Below are 19395 nucleotides of genomic sequence, written 5' to 3'. Positions count from 1 at the left end.
GGCCGCCCGACCCGAGGAGATTGTGCGGTCACGCTCAGAGGGCGAAGCCCGCCCCCTTCCCCCCACCATCGGTCACGAACGTTCACGTGAACGTGAACGTGAACGTGAACGTGGTCGTGGTCGTGGTCGTGGTCGTGGTCGTTTACGGCCTATCGTTGACGACCACGACCACCTCCACGACCACGTTCACGTTCACGACCACGTAAACGTTCACGACCACGACCACGTAAACGTTCACGACCACATAGACGTTCGTATGTAGGAGAACGCGGCGCGAAGCTTGGTTAACGCCTATGGCTCCGCCCCGAGACCCCCTCTCCTCGGGCCTACCGCTTCTTTATTTCCTCATATCCGCGCGGGTCAAGCTCCGGAGTGAGCCGTGGAATCGTCACGCGAGCGCAGACGCGCTCGCCGGTGGGCGTCGCGCTGCGCTGGTCCCCGCGGCGGCGCGGGGTGCGCGCGGGAGATCTCCGAAGATCTCCGGCATCAACGACGTCTTGCCGTGGAGCCGGAGCACGCACTCCACGAGGAGCTTCGCCGCGCCGTAGGTGGTGATCCACTCGTCGCGCGCGGCCTTCATCTCCGGGGTCATCGTGCGGCGCGCGAGCCGGGTCTTGCGCACGCTCCTGATGAGCGGCTCGAGGGCGTCCCTGGAGCGCTCGAGGTCGGCCGTCCACGCCTCGCGCTCGGGCAGCTGCCCCTCGTGCCGCTCGAGCACCTCGATCGCGTGCGTCAGCGCCGCGGCGAGCGCCGCGGGGCGGCGGCGCAGCACGGTGGCGAGCGTCTGGCCCTGGAGGAGCCCTCGGGCCAGCGCGGCCCCGTTGGGCCGCGAGGCGGCGTGCTCCACGAGGCGGCGCAGCAGGCCGCGGCCCGCAGCGACCGGATTGGCCCGGCCGCCCCTCGATCCGCGGGACGCGCTGGGAGGCCCAGGAGCGGCCGTCGCGTCCAGCGTCGCCTTGCGCAGGGCCTCGGTCGCGGCGTCGAGGCGCGCCGTGACGGTGCGCAGCGCGCTCCCGAACCCCGCATCGACCGGCAGGACGAGCTTCCGGATCTGCGACGCGGTGAGGCGGCCGTACGTCTCGATGTCACGCTGGTAGATGTAGGGATCGGGCATGGGAGCGACTCCACCGCGCGCGGGCGCGTTCAGGGCGGGCGCCATGATACCCATCGCCGGCGTCGACGAAAGGAGCCGTCGCGCTGGCCTGCCTGCCGGTCCCTCCGCCAGGCAGGCCCGCGGCCGCTGCTCACGGGCAGCAGGTGAGGAGCGCGCTCGTGTCGTACGTCTCGGGGCAGATCGTGCCGCTGGAGTTGTGCCAGATGTGGAAGATCTGCTGGCCCGTCTCTCCGCACAGGGCGCTGGCCTCTGCATCGAGCGTCGAGTGCGCCTGGCACTCGTCCCCGTGGTCGATCTTGGTCGTCCAGCACGTGGGCGACGGCAGCGGCTCCGCCGCCGGGCAACACGCATAGACGGCCCCTGTCGTCTCGCTGCCGCTGCATCCAGGGAGTTCCCGCTCGTAAGTGAACTCGGCGAGATCCGCGCCCTGGTTCCTGCAGGTGATGTAGGCCTCGTCCTTCAGGTCGCTGCTGTCACTGCATGTGACGCCATCGCCCAGCTCGCCGCTCCAGCACGTCTCCGGCAGGGGCGGCGGAGGGGGCAGGGCCGGCGGGGGCGGGAGCGACGGGGGCGGCGCGGGCGTCGCCTCGCCATCGTCGGACGGCGGGGGCGGCGGCTTCGCCTCGCCATCGCCGCTCGAGCCGTCCTCCACGCCGTCGCTCTTCGCGCTCTTCACGCCCGCGGAGCCCGTTCCGCTGTCAGGGTCCGGCACCTCGGCGCTGATGCAGCCCGCGCCGGCGAGAAGACCCGAGATCGACAGACAGAGCGAGAGACCGGTCGCAACGAAAAATCGCATGGAGTCCTCCATCAAGCCCGGCCCAGCCCGGGACAGCTTCGACGCGCGCGCCGCCGGAGCCCCGGTCGGCGCGCTCTCCTCGTCGTTCCGCTCTTCATCAACCGCGGCGGGCCTGCCGGTTTCCTCCGTCAGGCCACCTCGCGATCGCCGCTCACGGGCAGCAGGTGAAGAGCGCGCTCGTGTCGTGCGCCTCGGGGCAGATCGCGGTGCCGGAGTTGTACCAGATGTGGAAGATCTGCTGCCCGGCGTCCGCGCACATGGCGCTGGCCTCGTCACCGAGCGTCGACTGCGCCTGGCACACGTCCCCGTGGTCGATCTTGGTCGTCCGGCACAGGCGCGACGGAAGCGGCTCCGCCGCAGGGCAACACGCGTAGACGGCCCCCGTCGTCTCGCTGCCGCTGCATCCAGGGACGCTCCGGTCGTAAGTGAACTCGGTGAGATCCGCGCCCTGGTTGCGGCACGTGATGTAGGCCTGATCCTTCAGATCGCCGCTGTCATGGCAGGTGAGGCCGTCGCCGAGCTGGCCGCGCCAGCACTCGGTCGGCTCGTCGTCGACGCACGTGTGCTCGACGCTGCGGTAGCCGCCGTCTCTGCACGGATCGAGCAGCCTGACGTCGTCGAGGACGAGGCCCTGCGCGTCGCACATCGCCTCGACCTCGCTCGTCAGATCCTCCGCCGTCCGGCAGCCCGCCTCTTCCTGCGGACCCGTCGGCTTCTCGTGGGGCTCCGCGGTCGCCGCGCCGTCCGCCCCCTCGGCGCTGTTCTCGGCGCTTCGCTCGCCCTTTTGCCCAGCTGCCCCCGCCGGAGCGCTGGCGCCGCCGGTGCCTCGGCTCGACGAGGGGAGCTGGCCGCGCGACGGCGACGCGTGGACCGGCGGACGTTCCAGGGCGTCGACCCACCCCGGGCTCGACGGGAGCGCGACGGCCGGCGGCAGGGCGCGCGCGCGCGACGGCGGGACCGGGGCGCGGCTCTCGGGGAGCTCGCTGTGGCGCTGGTCCACGGGCGCGTCGCGCGCGTCCGGCGGCGCTGCCGAGCCGTGCGGCGCAGGCGGCGAGGTCCTCGGCGGCGGAGCGAGCCGGCGGGGCGGCTCCCGGAGGAGCGGGGCGTAGATCCGGGGCGGCGCCGGCGGGTGGCCGTCTGCCGGCGTGCGCTCCGGGATCCCGCCGTCCCCGTGGGGGCGATCGCCGACGATGCCGACCGCGGGCTCGACGGCGGGGCTGCGCGCGGAGACCTCGGGGGACGCGGGGCGCTGGAGGGCGGCGGCGAGGGCGACCGCGGCCGTTCCGGCGGCGAGGGCCAGCGCGAGCGGGCGCCCCGCGCGCCCGGCGAGGGACGGGCGCGCCCCGCGCAGCCGCGCGCCGAGGCGCGCCGCGAGCCGGGGTGACGGCGTCGCCGCCGCGAGCCGCTCGTCGACCTCGTGCAGCAGCGCGAGCAGGTCGCGGTCTCGCGTCATTGCCCCACCTCCCACCCGGCCTCGCGGAGCCGCGCGACGGCCTTTTGAATCAGCTTGCACACGTAGCTTTTGGAGTGGCCAAGGACGCTCCCGATCTCCTCCTGCTCCTTGCCGTCGAGATAGAACATCGAGAACGCGATCTGCTCCTTGGGAGGCAGCTTGCCCAGCGCCTCGAACGCACGGCGCAGATCGTCGCGCGCGATGGCCACCTCCTCCAGCATCGGGCGCGGGTCGGCCTCGTCCTGCCCGAGCAGCCAGCGGATGGGCGCGAGATCGAGGAACCGGTCCCGCCGCAGGCGGTTCAGGCAGCGATTCGAGGTCGCCCGGTACAGCCATCCTTCGAGGTTGTCTCGATCGGTCAGCGTCGCGAGCGCCTTCATCAGATCGAGAAATACATCCTGCGTCACATCCTCCGCCCAGGCCACGTTGCCGCGGCCGTAACGGAGGGCGAGTCGGTACACAAGGTGATGGTGGCGGCGGTAAAGCGCCTCCGCGTCCAGGGCCGCTGCGCTCGAGATCCGCACCCCGGACGCCGGGAGGCCCGAGGACGACATGGGAGCGACGTGCTCTGGCGGGTCGTACCGCTCGCCGTCTCCGGGACGGGGGAGCAGCTCCTCGGCCCTGGCCTGCGGGCCGAGCCGGGATCGCGCGGCGAGGTTCACGGCAGCCTCGGCGCGAGGGATCCGTCCGCCGCGATGCACCACGAGCCGACCACGAGCGCCGTCATCTCGCACTCTACACAACCGAGATCGCCGCCGGTTTCCTCTCGGCGCGCCGGCGATGACGATCGCGCGGCGGACCCGGAGACGCTCGCGGCGCGCGCCCCGTCACGGAGCGCGCCTCCGGCTCGCAGCGGCTGACGCCACCCGTCGCTCGACCATCGATCCGATCACCGCAGCCGCCAAGGTCTCGATCTGGCCGAGCCCTCGTCGCTCCCCTGCCCCGGAGGCCTCGACCTGACCAGCCCCTCGTGTCCAACCTGCCGTCGAGATCGCGATCTGACCGAATCCTCCTCTGCCGCCCGCCGCCGAGGCCGCGATCTGGCCGAGCCCTCCTCTGCCACCCGCCGCCGAGGCCGCGATCTGGCCGAACCCTCCTCTGCCGCCCGCCGCCGAGGCCGCGATCTGGCCGAGCCCTCCTCTGCGCACCTGCCGCCAAGGTCTCGTCCTCGCGGAATCCTCCCCTCGGACTCGCCCGGAAGGTCTCGACCTCCCCAGGGCACGCGTCACGACGCAGCTCCAGGTCCGGATCTGGGCTTTGGTTCAAAATTCTACCAAACCCCAGATCGTCTCCCCCGCACCTCCACGGTGATGAACGCGCGCGCCCGCCCTCGCGCAGAGCGCGTCCGGCGCGCTGTCGAACGAGCCTTCACCGGGGTTCCCCCGCGAGCGAGACCCGCGCGCAACGGCTGAACCCGACATCGTTCCGCGGAGACGATCGTCGACGAGGGGGGCGCATCGACCGCGGCGATCGGCCCGATCTATCAGTTCATCTAGGTTTTTATCCCATGGGATAGACAACGGACCGGCGGGGGACGTCAGCGACCCTCGCTCTCGGCCGTTCCCCCGGGGTTTCTGCGGTCGGCACCCGCGGAGACCGCCTTGGCATCCGCCCTGCAATACCCCCCAGCGTCCACGCCAGAGTAGCTCAGCGGTTAGAGCGCGAAAACAACTCCGGACGGTGTTCTCCGGCGCGATGAGCGCCGGCAGTGAGCTCCGGGGTTACTTCCCTTCTCAGGACGAGGTCGCGGGTTCGAGTCCCGCCTCTGGCACCAGGGCGCAGCGCGGCAGTGAGGTCACGGTTCCTTCGTTTTGACACGACCAACCCCGTGACCACCATCCTCCGCGCTGCGCCCGTTTTCTACGAGCGGTGCGCATATCGAATCTGCACCCCGCTCTCGATCCCTCGCCGCGCATGCGTCGAGGATGGAGGTGGCATCATGGCGTTCTTTCAGCATCTCAAGCGTCAGGACAAGCGCAGCGCCGACTCGCACCTGAACTGGATGGGCGGCCGCTCCTACGACATCACCGATCCGCTGAAGCGCCTCCGCCTCGCGGCCTCGTCGTGCTTCTTCGGCGAGCCGATGTACTACCACCTCGATCCCGCGGATCCGCGCCCGGCGAAGACCGTCAATGCGGCGAAGGCGAAGGCGTCGGTGAAGGCGGCGAAGAAGGCGGCCGCCCGCGCGCGCCTCTCGGACGCCGAGGTGCGGCGCCTGCGCGAGACGCTGGGCGCGGTGGATCCGGCCGAGTGGCGCAAGCTCTCGCCGGCCGCGCTGATCGAGAAGGCCATCGACGAGGCGCTCGCGGCCGATCCGGAGGCGACGCTCGCCGAGGCGGCGCGGCTGCGCGAGGAGGAGCACATGCGCACGACGCCCCAGGTCATCCTGGTGCGCGCGGCGAACACCGCGTCCGTGCGCGGGACGGGCCTCGTGCGCAGCTACGCGCCGCGCATCCTGAAGCGCGCGGACGAGCCTGCGGTCGCCCTCGCGTACCAGCTCTACCGCTTCGGCAAGCCGGTGCCGAACGCGCTGAAGCGCGCGCTGCGCGACGCGCTCGAGCGGTTCGACGATCACGCCCTCGCGAAGTACCGGCTCGAGGGCAAGGGGAGCAAGACCGTGGACGTCATGAACCTCGTGCACCCGAAGAGCCCCAGCGTGGACCGCCTCGCGAAGGGCGCGCTCCGCGCGACCGGCCGCACCTGGGAGGCGATCGTCTCGGCGCGCGGCTCGAACCGGTGCGCGTGGCGCAAGGCGCTGCCGGTCATGGGCCACATGGCCCTGCTGCGCAACCTGCGCAACCTGATCGAGGCGGGCGTGCCGTTCGACCAGTTCCTGCCGAAGCTCGTCGAGACGGCCGCGGAGGGCAAGCAGCTGCCGTTCCGGTACTACAGCGCCTACCGCGCCGTGAAGGGCTGCGCGCCGGGCGCCGTGCTCGACGCGGTGGAGAAGTGCCTGAGCCGCTCGCTCGGCCAGGTGCCGTACTTCCCCGGCCGCGTGATGGTGCTCTGCGACAACAGCGGCTCCGCGCAGGGCACGACCACGAGCAGCCTCGGGACGATGCAGATCTCCACGATCGCGAACCTCACGGGGGTCGTGGCCGGGATGCGCGCGAGCGACGGGCACCTCGGCGTGTTCGGCGACCGGCTGGAGACGTTCGCGGTGCGCAAGCAGGAGAGCGTGTTCTCGCAGCTCGAGAAGGCGGAGCACGTCGCCCGCACGATCGGGACGGCGACCGAGAACGGCGTGTGGCTCTTCTGGGATCGCGCGATCCGCGAGCGGCAGCGCTGGGACTCGGTGTTCGTGATGAGCGACATGCAGGCCGGCCACGGCGGCCTGTACGGTACGCGGCCGAAGGACTACGCGGACTTCGCCTGGAACGGGCACTACATCGACGTGGCGAAGCTCGTGGCGACGTACCGCGCGCGGGTGAACCGCGACGTGCGCGTGTTCCTTGTCCAGGTCGCCGGGTACCAGGACACGCTCGTGCCCGAGTTCTATGACCGCACGTACATCCTCGGCGGCTGGGGCGAGGGGCTGCTGCGCTTCGCCGCGGCGATGGCGCAGGAGCAGCAGTAGGCGCGCCGGGCCGCATCAGGGGCACATCGGGTTGGCCGCGGCGCGATCCCCGCTCCGCGGAGCGATGTCCGTGCGCTCGACGCCACAATGCGACACGCCGCGAGCGGCCTCACCGACCGGGTCGGGGCCGCTCACGGCGAGCGCATCACGACGGTAGAACGGGTTCGGTCAGGCCTTGCCGCCGAGCCCGAAGCCATCGTGCAGCGCGCGGACGGCGAGCTCGGCATACTTCGTCGAGACGAGGCACGAGATCTTGATCTCGCTCGTGGAGATCGCCTGGATGTTGATCCCCTCCGCCGCGAGCAGCTGGAACATCCGCGCCGCCACGCCCGCGTGCGTCCGCATCCCGAGGCCGACGATCGACACCTTCACGATGTCCTCCTCGTAGCGGACGCTCATCGCGCGCACGCCGCTGGAGATCTTCTCCATCACGAGCTTCGCCCGCGGGAGATCCGCCTTGCCGACGGTGAACGTGACGTCGGCCTTCACCTCGCCGGACGTGCCGCGCGTCTCCAGGCCGTAGCTCGGCGCGTTCTGGATGATCATGTCGACGCTGATGTTCTCCTCGGCCAGCGCGCCGAAGATCTGCGCCACCACGCCCGGCTTGTCGTCGACGCCGACGAGCATCACCCGCGCCTCGTTCCGGTCGAGCGCAACGCCCGTCACGGTCACGCTCTCGAGAGACTGCTCCTCGCTGACGACCCACGTGCCCGGCACGTCCGAGAACGACGACCGCACATGCACCGGGACACCGTACTTCATCGCAACCTCCACGCTCCGTATCTGAAGGACCTTCGCTCCCAGCGAGGCGAGCTCCAGCATCTCTTCGTAGCTGATCCGCTCGATCTTCCGCGCCGTCTTGCAGATGTTCGGGTCCGTTGTGTAAACGCCGTCGACGTCCGTGTAGATCTCGCACTCGGCGCCCACCGCCGCCGCGATCGCCACGGCGCTCGTGTCGCTGCCGCCTCGGCCGAGCGTCGTGATGTTGCCCGCGTCGTCCACGCCCTGGAACCCGGCGACCACCGCGATCTTCCCCCCGGCCAGCGCCTCGTGCAGCCGCTGGGCGTCGATCGCCTTGATCCGCGCCTTCGTATAGGCGCTGTCCGTCAGGATCTTCAGCTGGTGGCCGAGGAAGCTCCGCGCCTTGCCCCCCTGCGCCTGGATCGCGATCGCCATCAGCGCGGCCGAGACCTGCTCGCCGGTCGCCGCGAGCGCGTCCATCTCCCGCGCGTCGGGCACGGGCGCGATGTCCGACGCCAGCTTGAGCAGCCGGTTCGTCTCGCCGGACATCGCGCTGACGATGACCACGACGTCATGACCGGCCTGCTGTGTGGCGAGCGCCCGCGCGGCCGCCCGCTGGATGCGCTCGATGGACCCGACGGACGTGCCGCCGAACTTCTGGACGATGAGGCTCACGCGAGGTGTGGCCAACTAGTCCAACACAGACACTCGGGTCAAGGAGAAATTCGGCGGCCGCGCGCGCCAGGCGAGCCCGTCCCACGCACGACCCGTCGCCGAGGCGCCGCCGCCACCCCGCCAATCCGGGGATAGCCCGGACAACCGCGCCGGGTGCAGCCCCGATCGCCGGGAATAAACACCAGGTTCAGCCGCTTCGGGTCGGCGCTGTTGACAGAGATCCACCCGCCGCTACGATGGCGCCGCCTTTCGCCTGGGTAATGGGTGATCCAGGGTGTCCCAACGGCGCGCCCGCCGGCCAAGGCGGGGGGGATCGCCAGGGGCGAACGACGGAGCAGGGCGCTCCGCTTCTCAAGGAACCATCTAAGGAGGTCATTTTGGCTAGCGATGTGATGATCGAGGCGAGCTCGCTGACCAAGCGCTATGGGTCGCTGCGCGCGCTCGACAAGGTGAGCTTCGAGGTCCATCGCGGCGAGGTCGTCGGCTTCCTGGGACCGAACGGGGCCGGCAAGTCGACGACGATGCGCATCCTCACCTGCTTCCTCTCGGCGTCGGCCGGGACGGCGCGGGTCCACGGGTACGACGTCTTCGACGACCCGCTCGATGTCCGGCGCAAGCTCGGGTACCTGCCCCAGCGCGCCCCGCTCTACGGCGAGATGAACGTGTGGGAATACCTCTCGTTCGTCGCCGACATGCGCGGCCTCGATCACTCGCTCTTCAAGAAGCGGATGAAGGGGATCGTCGAGGTATGCGGCCTCGCCCAGGTGCTCGGTAAGGACATCGGCACGCTGTCCCACGGCTATCGCCAGCGCGTCGGCCTCGGCCAGGCGCTCGTCCACGATCCCCCGATCCTCATCCTCGACGAGCCGACGAGCGATCTCGACCCGAACGAGAAGGCGGAGGTCATCCGTTACATCAAGGAGATCGGCAAGGAGCGGACGATCCTCCTCTCCACCCACAACCTCTCCGAGGTCGAGGCCGCCTGCGCCCGCGCCATCGTCGTCTCCAAAGGGCGTGTCGTCGCCGACGGCCCGCTCGACGACATCCGCGCCAAGAGCGGCAAGGTCCGGTACGTCGTCACCGTCCACGAGAAGAAGGTCTTCGAGGGCGGCGACGGCTACCGGTCGGGCGCGCGCAAGCCCCCGACGGCCCAGGAGGTCCAGGAGGCGCTCTCCGGTCTGCCCGGGGTCACCAGCGTCACCGAGCTGCCGACGGGCGACAGCGCCCACAGCTTCCAGCTCCTCGGCGCGCTCGGCGGCGACATCCGGCCCGAGCTCTTCCAGCTCGTCGTGCAGAAGGGCTGGCTCCTCCTCGAGATGCGGCGCGACTCGCAGAGCCTCGAGGACGTGTTCAAGGCGCTCACGCGCGGCGACGAGCGCAAGGACCGCGGCCGCAAGCTGATCACCGACGACCTCGACGACGAGGACGAGGCGAGCGCGGCGGCCGACGACGAAGAGGACGACGAGGACGACGAGGACGACGACAGCGCCGGCGACGAGGCCAAGGACGGCAGCGACGGCGGCGAGGACGAAGGCGCGGAGGAAGAAGCGCCCGGCAAGAAGAAGGGCTGAACGGTATGAGCACCACCCTGACCATCGCGAAGCGGGAGTTCCGCTCCAACTTCGATTCCCCACTGGCCTATGTCGTGATCTGCTTCGGGCTGATCGCGCTCGGCCTCATCTTCTTCTTCATGAACGGCGGCTTCTGGCAGGCGGATCGCGCCTCGCTCGTGCAGCTGTTCAGCTGGGCGCCGATAGGGCTCTCCTTCTTGATCGTCCCCGTCATCACGATGCGGCTCCTCGCGGAGGAGAAGCGGAGCGGCACGCTCGAGATGCTGATCACGCTGCCCGTGCAGGACCACGAGGTCGTCCTCGGCAAGTTCCTCGGCGCGTGGGGGCTCGTCCTCGTGCTCGTCTTCTCGACGATCCTCTACCCGATCATGATGTTCGTGTGGCCCTGGCACCTCGGCGCGCTCGACAGCGGGCCCGTGCTCTCGGGCTACATCGGCCTCGTGCTCTACAGCGCGGCGGCGGTCTCGATCGGCCTCCTCATCTCGTCGCTGACCGACAGCCAGGTGATCGCGTTCTTCATCACCTTCCTGGTGCTCGGGTTCCTGCACGGCGTGGACAACTTCGCCGACTACGCCCCGTCGTTCCTCCGCGACTTCCTCTCCTTCATCAGCTTCGACACCCGCCTCACGCCGTTCGCGCGCGGCATGGTGTCCACTCGAGACATCGTCTTCTTCCTCTCGGTCACCGCGGGCAGCCTCATGGCCGCGTTCAGGGCGCTCGAGCGCAGGAAGTGGGCGTAAGGACCAACCATGGAACGGAAAGCCAAAGCCGCGACGCAGACAGGCGTCTACCTGGCCATCGTGGCCGCCATCCTCGTGGTGGCCAACGTCATCTCGTACGGCGCCTACAAGCGCTTCGACATGACGAAGACCGAGAGGTTCACCCTCTCGAAGGGCTCGGCCCACCTCGTCCGCGAGGGGCTCAAGCAGGATCTCCAGATCGACGTCTACGTCACCCGGGGGCTCCCGAAGCACGAGGCGTTCATCCAGGACCTCACCGACCTCATGAACGAGTACGAGCAGGCCTCGAACGGCAAGCTCCACTACGCGATCATCGAGGCGAAGACGGACGAGCAGCGCGCCGCCGCCAAGGAGGCGGGCCTGCAGGAGGCCGCGTTCGGCGAGGGGAGCGAGACCGGCCAGGATCAGGCCACGATCACCCGCGGGTTCATGGGCATCGCCTTCAAGTACGGCAGCGAGAAGGAGGCGATCCCGATGCTCTCGCCGGACCAGGCGCAGGGCCTCGAGTTCTGGATCACGAACACGATCCGCGAGATCCGCGACAAGGCGGACGCCATCGACACCAAGATCGGCATCGTGACCGGCAAGGACGAGATCAAGCTGACGGACGCGAACCTCGTCGCGGCGCAGGGCGGCCGGGGGGGCGGCCCGTCGATGCGCGCGCTGCTCGAGCACCACTTCCCGTTCTACAAGTTCGAGGACGTCGACCTGAAGGGCGGCGACAGCGAGATCAACAAGGAGCTCGCCGGCCTCGTCATCACGCAGCCGGGCAAGGAGTTCACCGAGAAGGAGCTGCGCCGCATCGACCAGTTCATGATGCTGGGCAACAAGGCGCTCGCCGTGTTCGCCGGCGCGGTGAACCTCAAGGCGTCCGATCCGGCGATGAAGGCTTCGCTCAACACCTGGGGCCTCGAGAAGCTGCTCGACGGCTACGGCGTCGAGATGAAGAAGGAGGCGATCCTCGACTGGAGCCGCTCGATGGCCATCCCGGTGCAGACGCAGTCGGGCCAGATGATGTGGTTCCGCGCGCCGGGCATCCTCCAGCTCCAGGAGGACAGCCGCTTCGACGAGAAGGAGCAGATCCTCGACTCGTCGTTCCCCGGCTTCTTCCGCCTCCCCGAGCTCTCCTTCCCCTTCCCGTCGACCCTCGTGCCGCACCCGGAGAAGCAGCCCGAGGCGACGATGAAGGTCGTCGCGCGCTCGACGCCGAAGACGACGGTCGACGTGTCCGAGGCCATCGACATGAAGTTCTCGGCCGACTGGAAGCCGAAGGGCGAGTACGCGCAGCGCGCGATCGCCGTGACCATCGAGGGCAAGCTCAAGAGCGCCTTCGGGGGCCAGGAGGGGCTCGGGATCAGCGCTCCCGCGGAGAGCGCGGACAAGGGCCGCATCCTCGTGCTGTCGGCGTCGCAGTTCCTCGCGAACCCGTTCGCGCGGGCCGGCAACCCGCCCCCCATGCCGCCTCAGATGGCGATGATGGGCGGGATGGGCGGCGACGAGGATCTCCTGATGCTCTCGCAGCCGTACGCGCAGAAGTACCTGACCGCCACCATCCTGGCGTTCAAGAACACCCTCGACTGGATGGCGGGGGACAGCACGCTGCTCGCCGCGACCGCGAAGATGTTCGGCGACACGAACCTGACCTACGCGGGCATCGAGAAGCCGAAGCAGGAGGCCACGGACGACGAGGCCACCCTGGCCAAGAAGGCCGAGGAGTACCGGGCGGAGCGCAAGACCGTGCAGCAGCGCGTGCAGTGGTCGCTGACGCTCCTGCCGGCGGCTCTCTTCGCCGTGTTCGGCCTCATCCGGTGGCGGCGTCGCGAGAGCGCCCGCGAGAACATCACGCTCGACTGAGCCAGAGCCCCATCGGGTGAAAGAGCCATGAAGACCGAGCACAGAATCTACATCGCCCTCGCCGTCCTCGCGCTCCTCGGCCTCGGCGTGTACTTCACGCAGAAGAAGCAGAAGGACGAGCTCGCCGCGCACTCGGCGACCGCCGCCACGGCGGATCTGCCGAAGGTGGGCGTCTCGAAGGAAGACGTCGAGAAGGTCACGAAGATCGCGATCAAGAACGCCGACAAGTCCGACGTGACGCTCGAGAAGAAGGGCGACACGTGGGAGGTCACGAAGCCCGTCAACGCCAAGGCGAACGCGGCGAACGTGCGGAGCCTCCTCGACAACCTGAAGGAGCTCAAGCTGAAGGAGGTCATCGACCGGACGAACGGCACGTACCCTCAGTACGAGCTCACCGACGAGAAGGCGGTCCACGTCGTCGCGTACAAGGGCGAGGAGAAGGCGCTCGACCTGTACCTCGGCAAGAGCGGCTCGCGCGGCCAGATGGCGCGCGTCGACGGGAAGGACGGCGTCTTCGTCGCGGGCGGCTACTCGAGCTACCTCTACACGCGGGAGCCGAAGAACTGGCGCGAGACGTCGATCCTCAAGTTCGAGGACGAGAACGCCATCCAGGTCTCGGTCGAGAACAAGAACGGCCTGTTCAGCTTCTCGAAGAACGGCGACAAGTGGGCCGGCACGTTCGCCCAGCGCGACAAGGGCGGCAAGCTGGGCGCGGCCTCCGCGAAGTGGGAGAAGTTCGACGAGGCCAAGGTGAAGGACCTGCTGCGCGCCTACAAGAACCTCGGCGCGGAGGACTTCGGCGACGAGAAGTCGGACACCGGGCTCGACGCGGCGGTCTCGAACGGCGGGATCATCACGATCAAGCTCAAGGACAACGCGGGCGACTTCACCGTCAAGGTGGGCAAGACCGCGAAGGGGTCGAGCCGCTACGCCACGAAGGAAGGCGGCGATGGCACGATCTACGTGCTGTCGTCGTGGTCGGCCGACTGGGCCCTCGCAGAGCCGAAGAGGTTCGAGAAGACCGAGAAGAAGGACGACAAGAAGGGCGAAGACGCCCATGAAGACGAGGCGGCGGGCCACATGGGCCTGGACGACGGCGAGTAGCCGGCGACGTCGCGCATGAGAGCGGGAGGCGCTGGGAGACCGGCGCCTCTTTGCATTTTGTGCGCCCGCAGCTCGAAGCCGGGTGGCCATCTCACCGGCGCAACCAGGCAACCTCAACCTGGGTCGACCCAACCTCAACCTGGGTCGGCCCAACCTCAACCTGGGTCGGCCCAACCTCAACCTGGGTCGGCGCCGGTGACCTCAACCTGGGTCGGCAACCTCAACCTGGGTCGGCCCAACCTCAACCTGGGTCGGCGCCATCTGCCGGCACCATCTGCCGGTGTGACTCCCGCACCATGCGAACCTCGATTCGCACTCGAGGGCCGATGTGACGAATATTCGACGCACTCTGCGCACGATTTTTCGTCACCCGTGACTATCGCGCCCTGGCGAATCCGAAGCGTACACGGCGGAATCAAGCTCAAACCCTGGATTCCCGTGTTTTCTGTTTGCCCTGGCTCGATTTTCGCTTATGGCTGCGCTCACTCAGGCCCCCGTTGTCCTTATCGGACGGATCACTACGTCCGGCCGGCCTGAGCCGCCAGAGAGCCTATGCGCACGTTCGTCGAAGTCCTTCAGCAGAATTCGGTGCACGCCGACCGCGCAGTCACGTTCGTTCGCAGCTCGGGGGAGGAGCGAGCGATCACCTACGCCGAGCTCTGGATCGAGGCGAGGCGCAGGGCCTACGCGCTTCGCAAGCTCGGGCTCCGCAAGGGCGACCGGGTCGCGCTGATCCTGACGGAGGCCGACGAGTTCGTCCTGACCTTCGTGGGCGCGCTGACCGCAGGCATCGTCGCCGTCCCGATGTACCCGCCGCAGTCGCTGGCCAAGCTCGAGGCGTACGGCGAGACCGTCCAGCACATCCTCGAGGCGTCAGGCGCCAGCGTGCTCGTCACGAACGAGCAGCTCAAGGAGATGATCGACGCCTACCTCGCGGCGAACAGCGAGAGCCGCGATGCCCTGCCGGGGCTGCGCGTCGTCCTCGAGCGTGACCTGCGCGCGCCCGACGCGTTCGACGCATCGGACGCGGGCGAGCCGTGGCGCGTGTCCCTCGACGACCTCGCGTTCCTGCAGTTCACGTCGGGGAGCACCTCGCGGCCGAAGGGCGTGATGGTGACCCACCGCAACCTGACGGTGAACAGCCACGCCATCATGTTCGACGGGCTGCGCTCCACCCCGGAAGATCGCGGCGTCAGCTGGCTGCCCCTCTACCACGACATGGGGCTCATCGGCTTCGTCATCGCGCCGCTCTACGCGCTCGTGCCGGTGATGTTCCTGCCGACGACGGCGTTCATCCGCCGCCCCTCGCTCTGGCTCGACGCGATCCACAGGTTCCGCGGCACGATCACCTTTGCCCCGAACTTCGCCTTCGCCCTCGCCACGCGCGCCGTCACCGACGCGCAGGCGGGCAGCTGGGACCTCTCCTGCGTGCGCGCGCTCGGGTGCGGCGCCGAGCCGATCCAGGCCGACGTGCTCCGCGCGTTCCTCCGCCGCTTCGGCGAGCGGGGGCTCCGCCCGGAGAGCATCCTGCCCTCGTACGGCATGGCCGAGGCCACGCTGGCGATCACGTTCAGCGACCTCAAGGCCCCGCTCACCACCGACCGCGTGGACGCGAAGGCGATGCAGGCCGGCAAGGCGTGGCCCGCGAACGGCGGCGCGTCGCTGGAGCTCGTCTCCTGCGGTCGCCCCCTCCCCTGCCACGAGCTCATCATCGCGGGCCCCGACGGATCGCCGCTCGGCCCACGCGAGGTCGGGGAGATCTGGGTGCGCGGCCCGAGCGTCGCCGCCGGCTACTTCAACGAGCCAGAGGCGACCGAGGCCGCATTCGGAGGGGGCTGGCTGCGGACAGGCGATCTCGGCTATACCGTCGCCGGCGAGGTGTACCTCTGCGGCCGCTCCAAGGATCTCATCATCCTGGGCGGCAAGAACTACTTCCCCCAGGACATCGAGCGCATCGCGTCCTCCGTCGAGGGGGTGCGCGAGGGCCACTGCGTCGCGTTCTCGTGCCTCACCGCCGAGGGGGCCGAGCGCGCGATCGTCGTCGCCGAGGCCAAGCGGAGCGTCGCCGGCGTCGCGCAGGCGATCACCCAGGCCGTGCGCGCCCAGCTCGGCGTGCAGCTGTCCGAGGTCGCGCTGATCAAGCGGGGGACGCTGGCGAAGACGTCGAGCGGCAAGGTGCGGCGCCGCGAGATGAAGCGGCGCTTCGAGGCCGGCGAGCTCGAGGTCGCCTCGGACATTGACGAGGGCGCGACGCCCTCTCCCCATGGCGACGTGGTCCGCGCGGGCGGCCCTGGGTCGCGAACCGAAGGGGGCCGCGCGGGCGGCGCCCCGGCACGTGTCGAAGGAGTCATCGATGGGATCCAGTAAGGCCGAGGTCGAGGTCAGCTACGACGTCTCGAACGAGTTCTTCAGGCTCTGGCTCGACGAGCGCATGAACTACACATGCGCCGTCTACGAGTCCCCCGAGCAGTCGCTCGAGGCCGCGCAGCTGAACAAGCTCCGGATCCTGTCGGACTTCGCCAAGGCGGGGCCCGGGAAGAAGGTGCTCGACATCGGCTGCGGCTGGGGCGCGGCGCTCGAGTACGTGGCCACGACGCGCGGCGTGACGCGCGCGGTCGGCGTCACCCTGTCCACCGCGCAGGCCGCCGAGGTGAACGCCCGGAAGATCCCCGGCGTCGAGGTGGTCGGCGGCGACTTCCGGACCTTCGCGACGGCCGAGCGGTTCGACAGCCTCATCTCGATCTGCATGATCGATCACCTGTGCTCGCCGGAGGAGGCGCGCCAGGGCAAGGCCATCGACATCTATCGGGCTTACTTCAAGAAGGCCTGGGAGCTCACGAGCAAGGGCGCCTGGTTCGGCCTCCAGACCATCCTCCGCAACCGTACGCCGCGGATGACGCCCTGGGGTGGGCTCCCCGGCGGCACGAAGAAAGAGCTGGAGGACATCTACTTCGTCACGCGGGAGATCTTCCCCGGGGGCCTGAACCCTCGGCTCGAGGACATCATCCAGGCGGCGAACCCCTACTGGGAGGTGATGCAGGTGAACACGCGGCGCGAGCACTACCAGCGCACCACCGCGGAGTGGCTCCGCCGGCTCAAGCTGAACGAGAAGACCATCCGGTCGACGTGGGGGGACAAGGTCTTCGACGACTACGATCGTTACCTGTCGACGTGCGTGAACGCGTTCGACAAGCACTACAGCTCCCTCGCTCAATACGAGCTTCGCAGGATCGACTGAACCATGACGGACAAGACCAATCTGCTCGAGATGTTCAAGACGGTTGCCGCCCGGGTGGACAAGCGCGAGTTCCCCAATGTCACCGCGACGTCCGTGATCACCGAGCTCGGCATCGACTCGCTCTCGATGATGCAGATCGTCGGAGAGATGGAGACAGAGCTCGGGATCATGATTCCGGACGAGGATCTGGTCGAGCTCATCACCGTGGGCGACCTCTGCAAGAAGGTCGGGGAGCGGCTGGAGGCGATCGTATGAGCCGGCTGGAGGAGAAGATCTTCCAGGAGTACATGACGTTCTTCGAGAAGGCGGAGCGCGAGCGCCGCTGGAACGTCTTCCAGGACATCCCGTGGGAGCGCGTGAACAGGGACGCGAGCGAGGAGCTCGCCCTGTGCGCGGAGACCTTCTGCTCGGTCGAGATGTACCTGCCGGACTACGTGGCGAACGGCATCAACCTCGTGCGGAAGTACTTCGGCCAGGCGTGGTTCCAGGCCAACTGGGCCTATGAGGAGTCGAAGCACTCGCTCACGCTGATGCAGTACCTCCTGCGCTCCGGCAAGCGCACGGAGGAGCAGCTCACCGATCTACAGAACCAGATCTTCGCGAAGAAGTGGGACCTCCCGTTCCACACGCCGCGGCAGATGACGTTCTACGGCTGCGTGCAGGAGATGGCGACGTTCGTCATCTACGTGAAGCACCGGGAGCGGGCCGCGGCGGAGGGCGACGAGTGCCTGCGGGCGATCTACGACTACATCGCCCGCGACGAGATCGCCCATTGCCGCTTCTACCAGAGCGTCATCAAGGTGCTGCTCGAGGAGGACCGGCCGGGGACGCTCGCGGACATGGCGCACGTGTTCGCGAACTTCGAGATGCCGGGCGTCGGGATCGTCCCCGACTACGACTCGCGCATCCTGAAGATGCGCGAGGCCGGCGTCGACCGGAACGTGTTCATCCAGAAGGTCTACATGCCGATCCTCAAGTACCTCGGCGTGAGCCGGCACGAGATGCTCGCCGCCCAGCGCACAGCGCTCGAGCTTCGCCGCGGCGGTGAGGGCCGCCGTGACGCCTCGATCGAGGGCCGCGCAGGCGCTCCCAGCCTGGACAACGCCGCGCCCCAGGTGCTGTCCGCCTGAACCCTTCCACCTCCCCTCCCCCAACGAACACGAGCAGTCCGATGCGAAGGCGGGTCGTCGTGACCGGGATCGGCGCCGTTTGCCCGCTGGGCAACGACGTCGCCACCACCTGGCAGAACCTCCTCGCGGGCCGGTCCGGCGTGGACTACATCCGCGATTTCCCCGTCGACAGGCTCCGCAGCGACATCGCGGCCAGCGTGAAGGGGTTCGATGTCGGGAGGTACCTGTCGCCCAAGGAAGCGGAGATCTACGGCCGCGTGACCCACTTCAGCCTCGCGGCCGCGGTGGAGGCGCTGCGCGAGGCCGGCATCGTGCCGATCGAGCGCGCCCCTGCCGCAGACGACGAGGCGGAGCGCGCGGGCGCGCGGGCACAGGGCGCGCCGCCGCTCGCCACCGCGGCGCTGGCGAGTGGCCTCGACCGGACCCGCATCGGGTGCCTGATGTCCACGGGCATGGGGTCGGTCGAGATCTTCGAAGAGCAGGTCGCCAGGAGCGCGGCGCGCGGCCCGCGGGCCGTGTCGCCCTACTTCATCCCGGGCGTCATGCCGAACGGCGCGGCGGCGCTCATCTCCATGCGATACGGGCTCATGGGGCCGTCGTACAACCTCGCGAGCGCGTGCGCGACGGGCACGCACTCGATCGCGACCTCGACCCTCATGATCGAGGCGGGCGAGGCCGACGTGATGGTCGCGGGGGGCGCCGAGGCTGCGACGCGGCTCAACACCGTCGCGGGGTTCGGCAATGCGAAGGCGCTCGCCAAGGCCGTCGACGGCGACCCCACGCGCGCGAGCCGTCCATTCGACCGGCGCCGCCAGGGCTTCGTGATGGGCGAGGGAGCAGGCGCGCTCGTGCTCGAGGAGGAGCAGCACGCGCTCGCGCGCGGCGCGAAGCCGCTCGCCGTCGTGGCCGGCTTCGGGATGACCACGGACGCGGAGCACCTCACGCGGCCGCACTCGGGGGGGCTCGGGCTCGCGCTCGCGGTGGAGCGCGCCCTCGCCATGGCCGGCACGGCGCCGGAGGCGATCGGCTACATCAACCCGCACGCGACCTCGACGCCGCAGGGCGACGCCGCCGAGGTGCTGGCGCTGCGGCGCGTCTTCGGCGAGCGCCTCGCGCGCATCCCGATCTCGGCGACCAAGTCGATGATCGGGCACCTGCTCGGCGGCGCCGGCGCCGTCGAGACGATCGCGGTCGTGTGCTCGCTGCGCGACCAGCTGCTGCACCCGTCCATCAACGTGGATGAGCTCGATCCGGAGTGCTCCCTGGACGTCGTGCGGGAGCGGCGGGCGGTCGATCTGCGTCACGCGGTCAAGTGCTCGGCGGGCTTCGGCGGGCACAACTGCGCGCTGGTGCTGGAGCGGGCGTAGCGCTGACGACGGCCGCGGGGCGGCTGGCGGACGGC

Annotated in this window: 15 protein-coding genes and 1 tRNA gene; 11 read left to right on the top strand and 5 right to left on the bottom strand. The window is 69.4% G+C overall.

Features of this window, described 5'->3' with window-relative positions:
• Positions 1–388: 388 nt before the first annotated feature.
• The 4 genes from WMF14_RS14515 to WMF14_RS14500 form a co-directional block, all read right to left on the bottom strand.
• Entirely contained in the window at positions 389–1114 is a 726-nt protein-coding gene (locus WMF14_RS14515) for a hypothetical protein (protein ID WP_437801521.1), read from the bottom strand.
• Between the two features lie 130 nt (positions 1115–1244).
• Positions 1245–1910, bottom strand: a complete 666-nt coding sequence (locus tag WMF14_RS14510) for a hypothetical protein (protein WP_437801520.1) — start codon at positions 1908–1910, stop codon at positions 1245–1247.
• A gap of 151 nt (positions 1911–2061) precedes the next feature.
• Positions 2062–3363 carry a hypothetical protein gene (locus WMF14_RS14505; RefSeq protein ID WP_437801519.1) on the bottom strand — a complete coding sequence of 434 codons (1302 nt, stop codon included), beginning with the start codon at positions 3361–3363 and terminating at the stop codon, positions 2062–2064.
• Positions 3360–4025: an RNA polymerase sigma factor gene (locus tag WMF14_RS14500; RefSeq protein ID WP_437801518.1), complete on the bottom strand. Its 666-nt coding sequence runs from the start codon at positions 4023–4025 to the stop codon at positions 3360–3362. Before WMF14_RS14500 ends, WMF14_RS14505 begins: the two co-directional genes overlap by 4 nt.
• A gap of 974 nt (positions 4026–4999) precedes the next feature.
• Between WMF14_RS14500 and WMF14_RS14495 the strand changes: the two genes are divergently transcribed.
• Both WMF14_RS14495 and WMF14_RS14490 read left to right on the top strand, forming a co-directional pair.
• A tRNA-Arg gene (locus tag WMF14_RS14495) sits at positions 5000–5137 on the top strand.
• 165 nt (positions 5138–5302) lie between these two features.
• A complete protein-coding gene (locus WMF14_RS14490; RefSeq protein ID WP_437801517.1) occupies positions 5303–6940 on the top strand; it encodes a TROVE domain-containing protein in 1638 nt (545 codons plus the stop codon).
• Positions 6941–7108: 168 nt separating this feature from the next.
• Here the strand turns inward: WMF14_RS14490 and WMF14_RS14485 are convergent, their stop codons facing one another.
• The gene (locus WMF14_RS14485) at positions 7109–8356 is read right to left on the bottom strand and encodes an aspartate kinase (protein WP_272103423.1); all 1248 of its coding nucleotides are present in this window, start codon (positions 8354–8356) and stop codon (positions 7109–7111) included.
• 377 nt (positions 8357–8733) lie between these two features.
• On the opposite strand from WMF14_RS14485, the gene WMF14_RS14480 reads away from it, so the two are divergent.
• The 9 genes from WMF14_RS14480 (at position 8734) to WMF14_RS14440 (ending at position 19360) form a co-directional block, all read left to right on the top strand.
• The gene (locus tag WMF14_RS14480; RefSeq protein WP_437801516.1) at positions 8734–9927 is read left to right on the top strand and encodes an ATP-binding cassette domain-containing protein; all 1194 of its coding nucleotides are present in this window, start codon (positions 8734–8736) and stop codon (positions 9925–9927) included.
• 5 nt (positions 9928–9932) lie between these two features.
• On the top strand, positions 9933–10667 hold the full coding sequence (locus WMF14_RS14475) for an ABC transporter permease (protein WP_272103419.1): 735 nt from the start codon (positions 9933–9935) through the stop codon (positions 10665–10667).
• A gap of 9 nt (positions 10668–10676) precedes the next feature.
• Positions 10677–12521: a GldG family protein gene (locus tag WMF14_RS14470; RefSeq protein WP_272103418.1), complete on the top strand. Its 1845-nt coding sequence runs from the start codon at positions 10677–10679 to the stop codon at positions 12519–12521.
• A gap of 27 nt (positions 12522–12548) precedes the next feature.
• On the top strand, positions 12549–13625 hold the full coding sequence (locus WMF14_RS14465) for a DUF4340 domain-containing protein (RefSeq protein ID WP_437801515.1): 1077 nt from the start codon (positions 12549–12551) through the stop codon (positions 13623–13625).
• A gap of 588 nt (positions 13626–14213) precedes the next feature.
• Positions 14214–15992: a fatty acyl-AMP ligase gene (locus WMF14_RS14460; protein ID WP_437801514.1), complete on the top strand. Its 1779-nt coding sequence runs from the start codon at positions 14214–14216 to the stop codon at positions 15990–15992.
• The gene (locus tag WMF14_RS14455; protein WP_272103413.1) at positions 15979–16863 is read left to right on the top strand and encodes a class I SAM-dependent methyltransferase; all 885 of its coding nucleotides are present in this window, start codon (positions 15979–15981) and stop codon (positions 16861–16863) included. The genes WMF14_RS14460 and WMF14_RS14455 overlap by 14 nt, the downstream gene beginning before the upstream one ends.
• Before the next feature lie 3 nt (positions 16864–16866).
• Positions 16867–17118, top strand: coding sequence for an acyl carrier protein (locus WMF14_RS14450; RefSeq protein WP_272103411.1), 252 nt, complete (start codon positions 16867–16869; stop codon positions 17116–17118).
• Entirely contained in the window at positions 17115–17993 is an 879-nt protein-coding gene (locus WMF14_RS14445; RefSeq protein WP_437801513.1) for an acyl-ACP desaturase, read from the top strand. Before WMF14_RS14450 ends, WMF14_RS14445 begins: the two co-directional genes overlap by 4 nt.
• 41 nt (positions 17994–18034) lie before the next feature.
• Positions 18035–19360, top strand: coding sequence for a beta-ketoacyl-[acyl-carrier-protein] synthase family protein (locus WMF14_RS14440; protein WP_437801512.1), 1326 nt, complete (start codon positions 18035–18037; stop codon positions 19358–19360).
• Positions 19361–19395: the final 35 nt, after the last annotated feature.

This window comes from Sorangium sp. So ce693, assembly GCF_051521375.1.
In the GTDB taxonomy this organism is placed as follows: domain Bacteria; phylum Myxococcota_A; class Polyangia; order Polyangiales; family Polyangiaceae; genus Sorangium; species Sorangium atrum.
Note: the sequence above shows the minus strand (reverse complement) of the source record. Positions and strands in the feature narration are given on the sequence as shown.

What these genes read in the sequence shown, in the direction of transcription:
- WMF14_RS14515 (WP_437801521.1), bottom strand. Translation starts at nt 1,114, where the DNA reads ATGCCCGATCCCTACATCTACCAGCGTGACATCGAGACGTACGGCCGC.
- WMF14_RS14510 (WP_437801520.1), bottom strand. Translation starts at nt 1,910, where the DNA reads ATGCGATTTTTCGTTGCGACCGGTCTCTCGCTCTGTCTGTCGATCTCG.
- WMF14_RS14505 (WP_437801519.1), bottom strand. Translation starts at nt 3,363, where the DNA reads ATGACGCGAGACCGCGACCTGCTCGCGCTGCTGCACGAGGTCGACGAG.
- WMF14_RS14490 (WP_437801517.1), top strand. Translation starts at nt 5,303, where the DNA reads ATGGCGTTCTTTCAGCATCTCAAGCGTCAGGACAAGCGCAGCGCCGAC.
- WMF14_RS14475 (WP_272103419.1), top strand. Translation starts at nt 9,933, where the DNA reads ATGAGCACCACCCTGACCATCGCGAAGCGGGAGTTCCGCTCCAACTTC.
- WMF14_RS14470 (WP_272103418.1), top strand. Translation starts at nt 10,677, where the DNA reads ATGGAACGGAAAGCCAAAGCCGCGACGCAGACAGGCGTCTACCTGGCC.
- WMF14_RS14465 (WP_437801515.1), top strand. Translation starts at nt 12,549, where the DNA reads ATGAAGACCGAGCACAGAATCTACATCGCCCTCGCCGTCCTCGCGCTC.
- WMF14_RS14455 (WP_272103413.1), top strand. Translation starts at nt 15,979, where the DNA reads ATGGGATCCAGTAAGGCCGAGGTCGAGGTCAGCTACGACGTCTCGAAC.
- WMF14_RS14450 (WP_272103411.1), top strand. Translation starts at nt 16,867, where the DNA reads ATGACGGACAAGACCAATCTGCTCGAGATGTTCAAGACGGTTGCCGCC.
- WMF14_RS14445 (WP_437801513.1), top strand. Translation starts at nt 17,115, where the DNA reads ATGAGCCGGCTGGAGGAGAAGATCTTCCAGGAGTACATGACGTTCTTC.
- WMF14_RS14440 (WP_437801512.1), top strand. Translation starts at nt 18,035, where the DNA reads ATGCGAAGGCGGGTCGTCGTGACCGGGATCGGCGCCGTTTGCCCGCTG.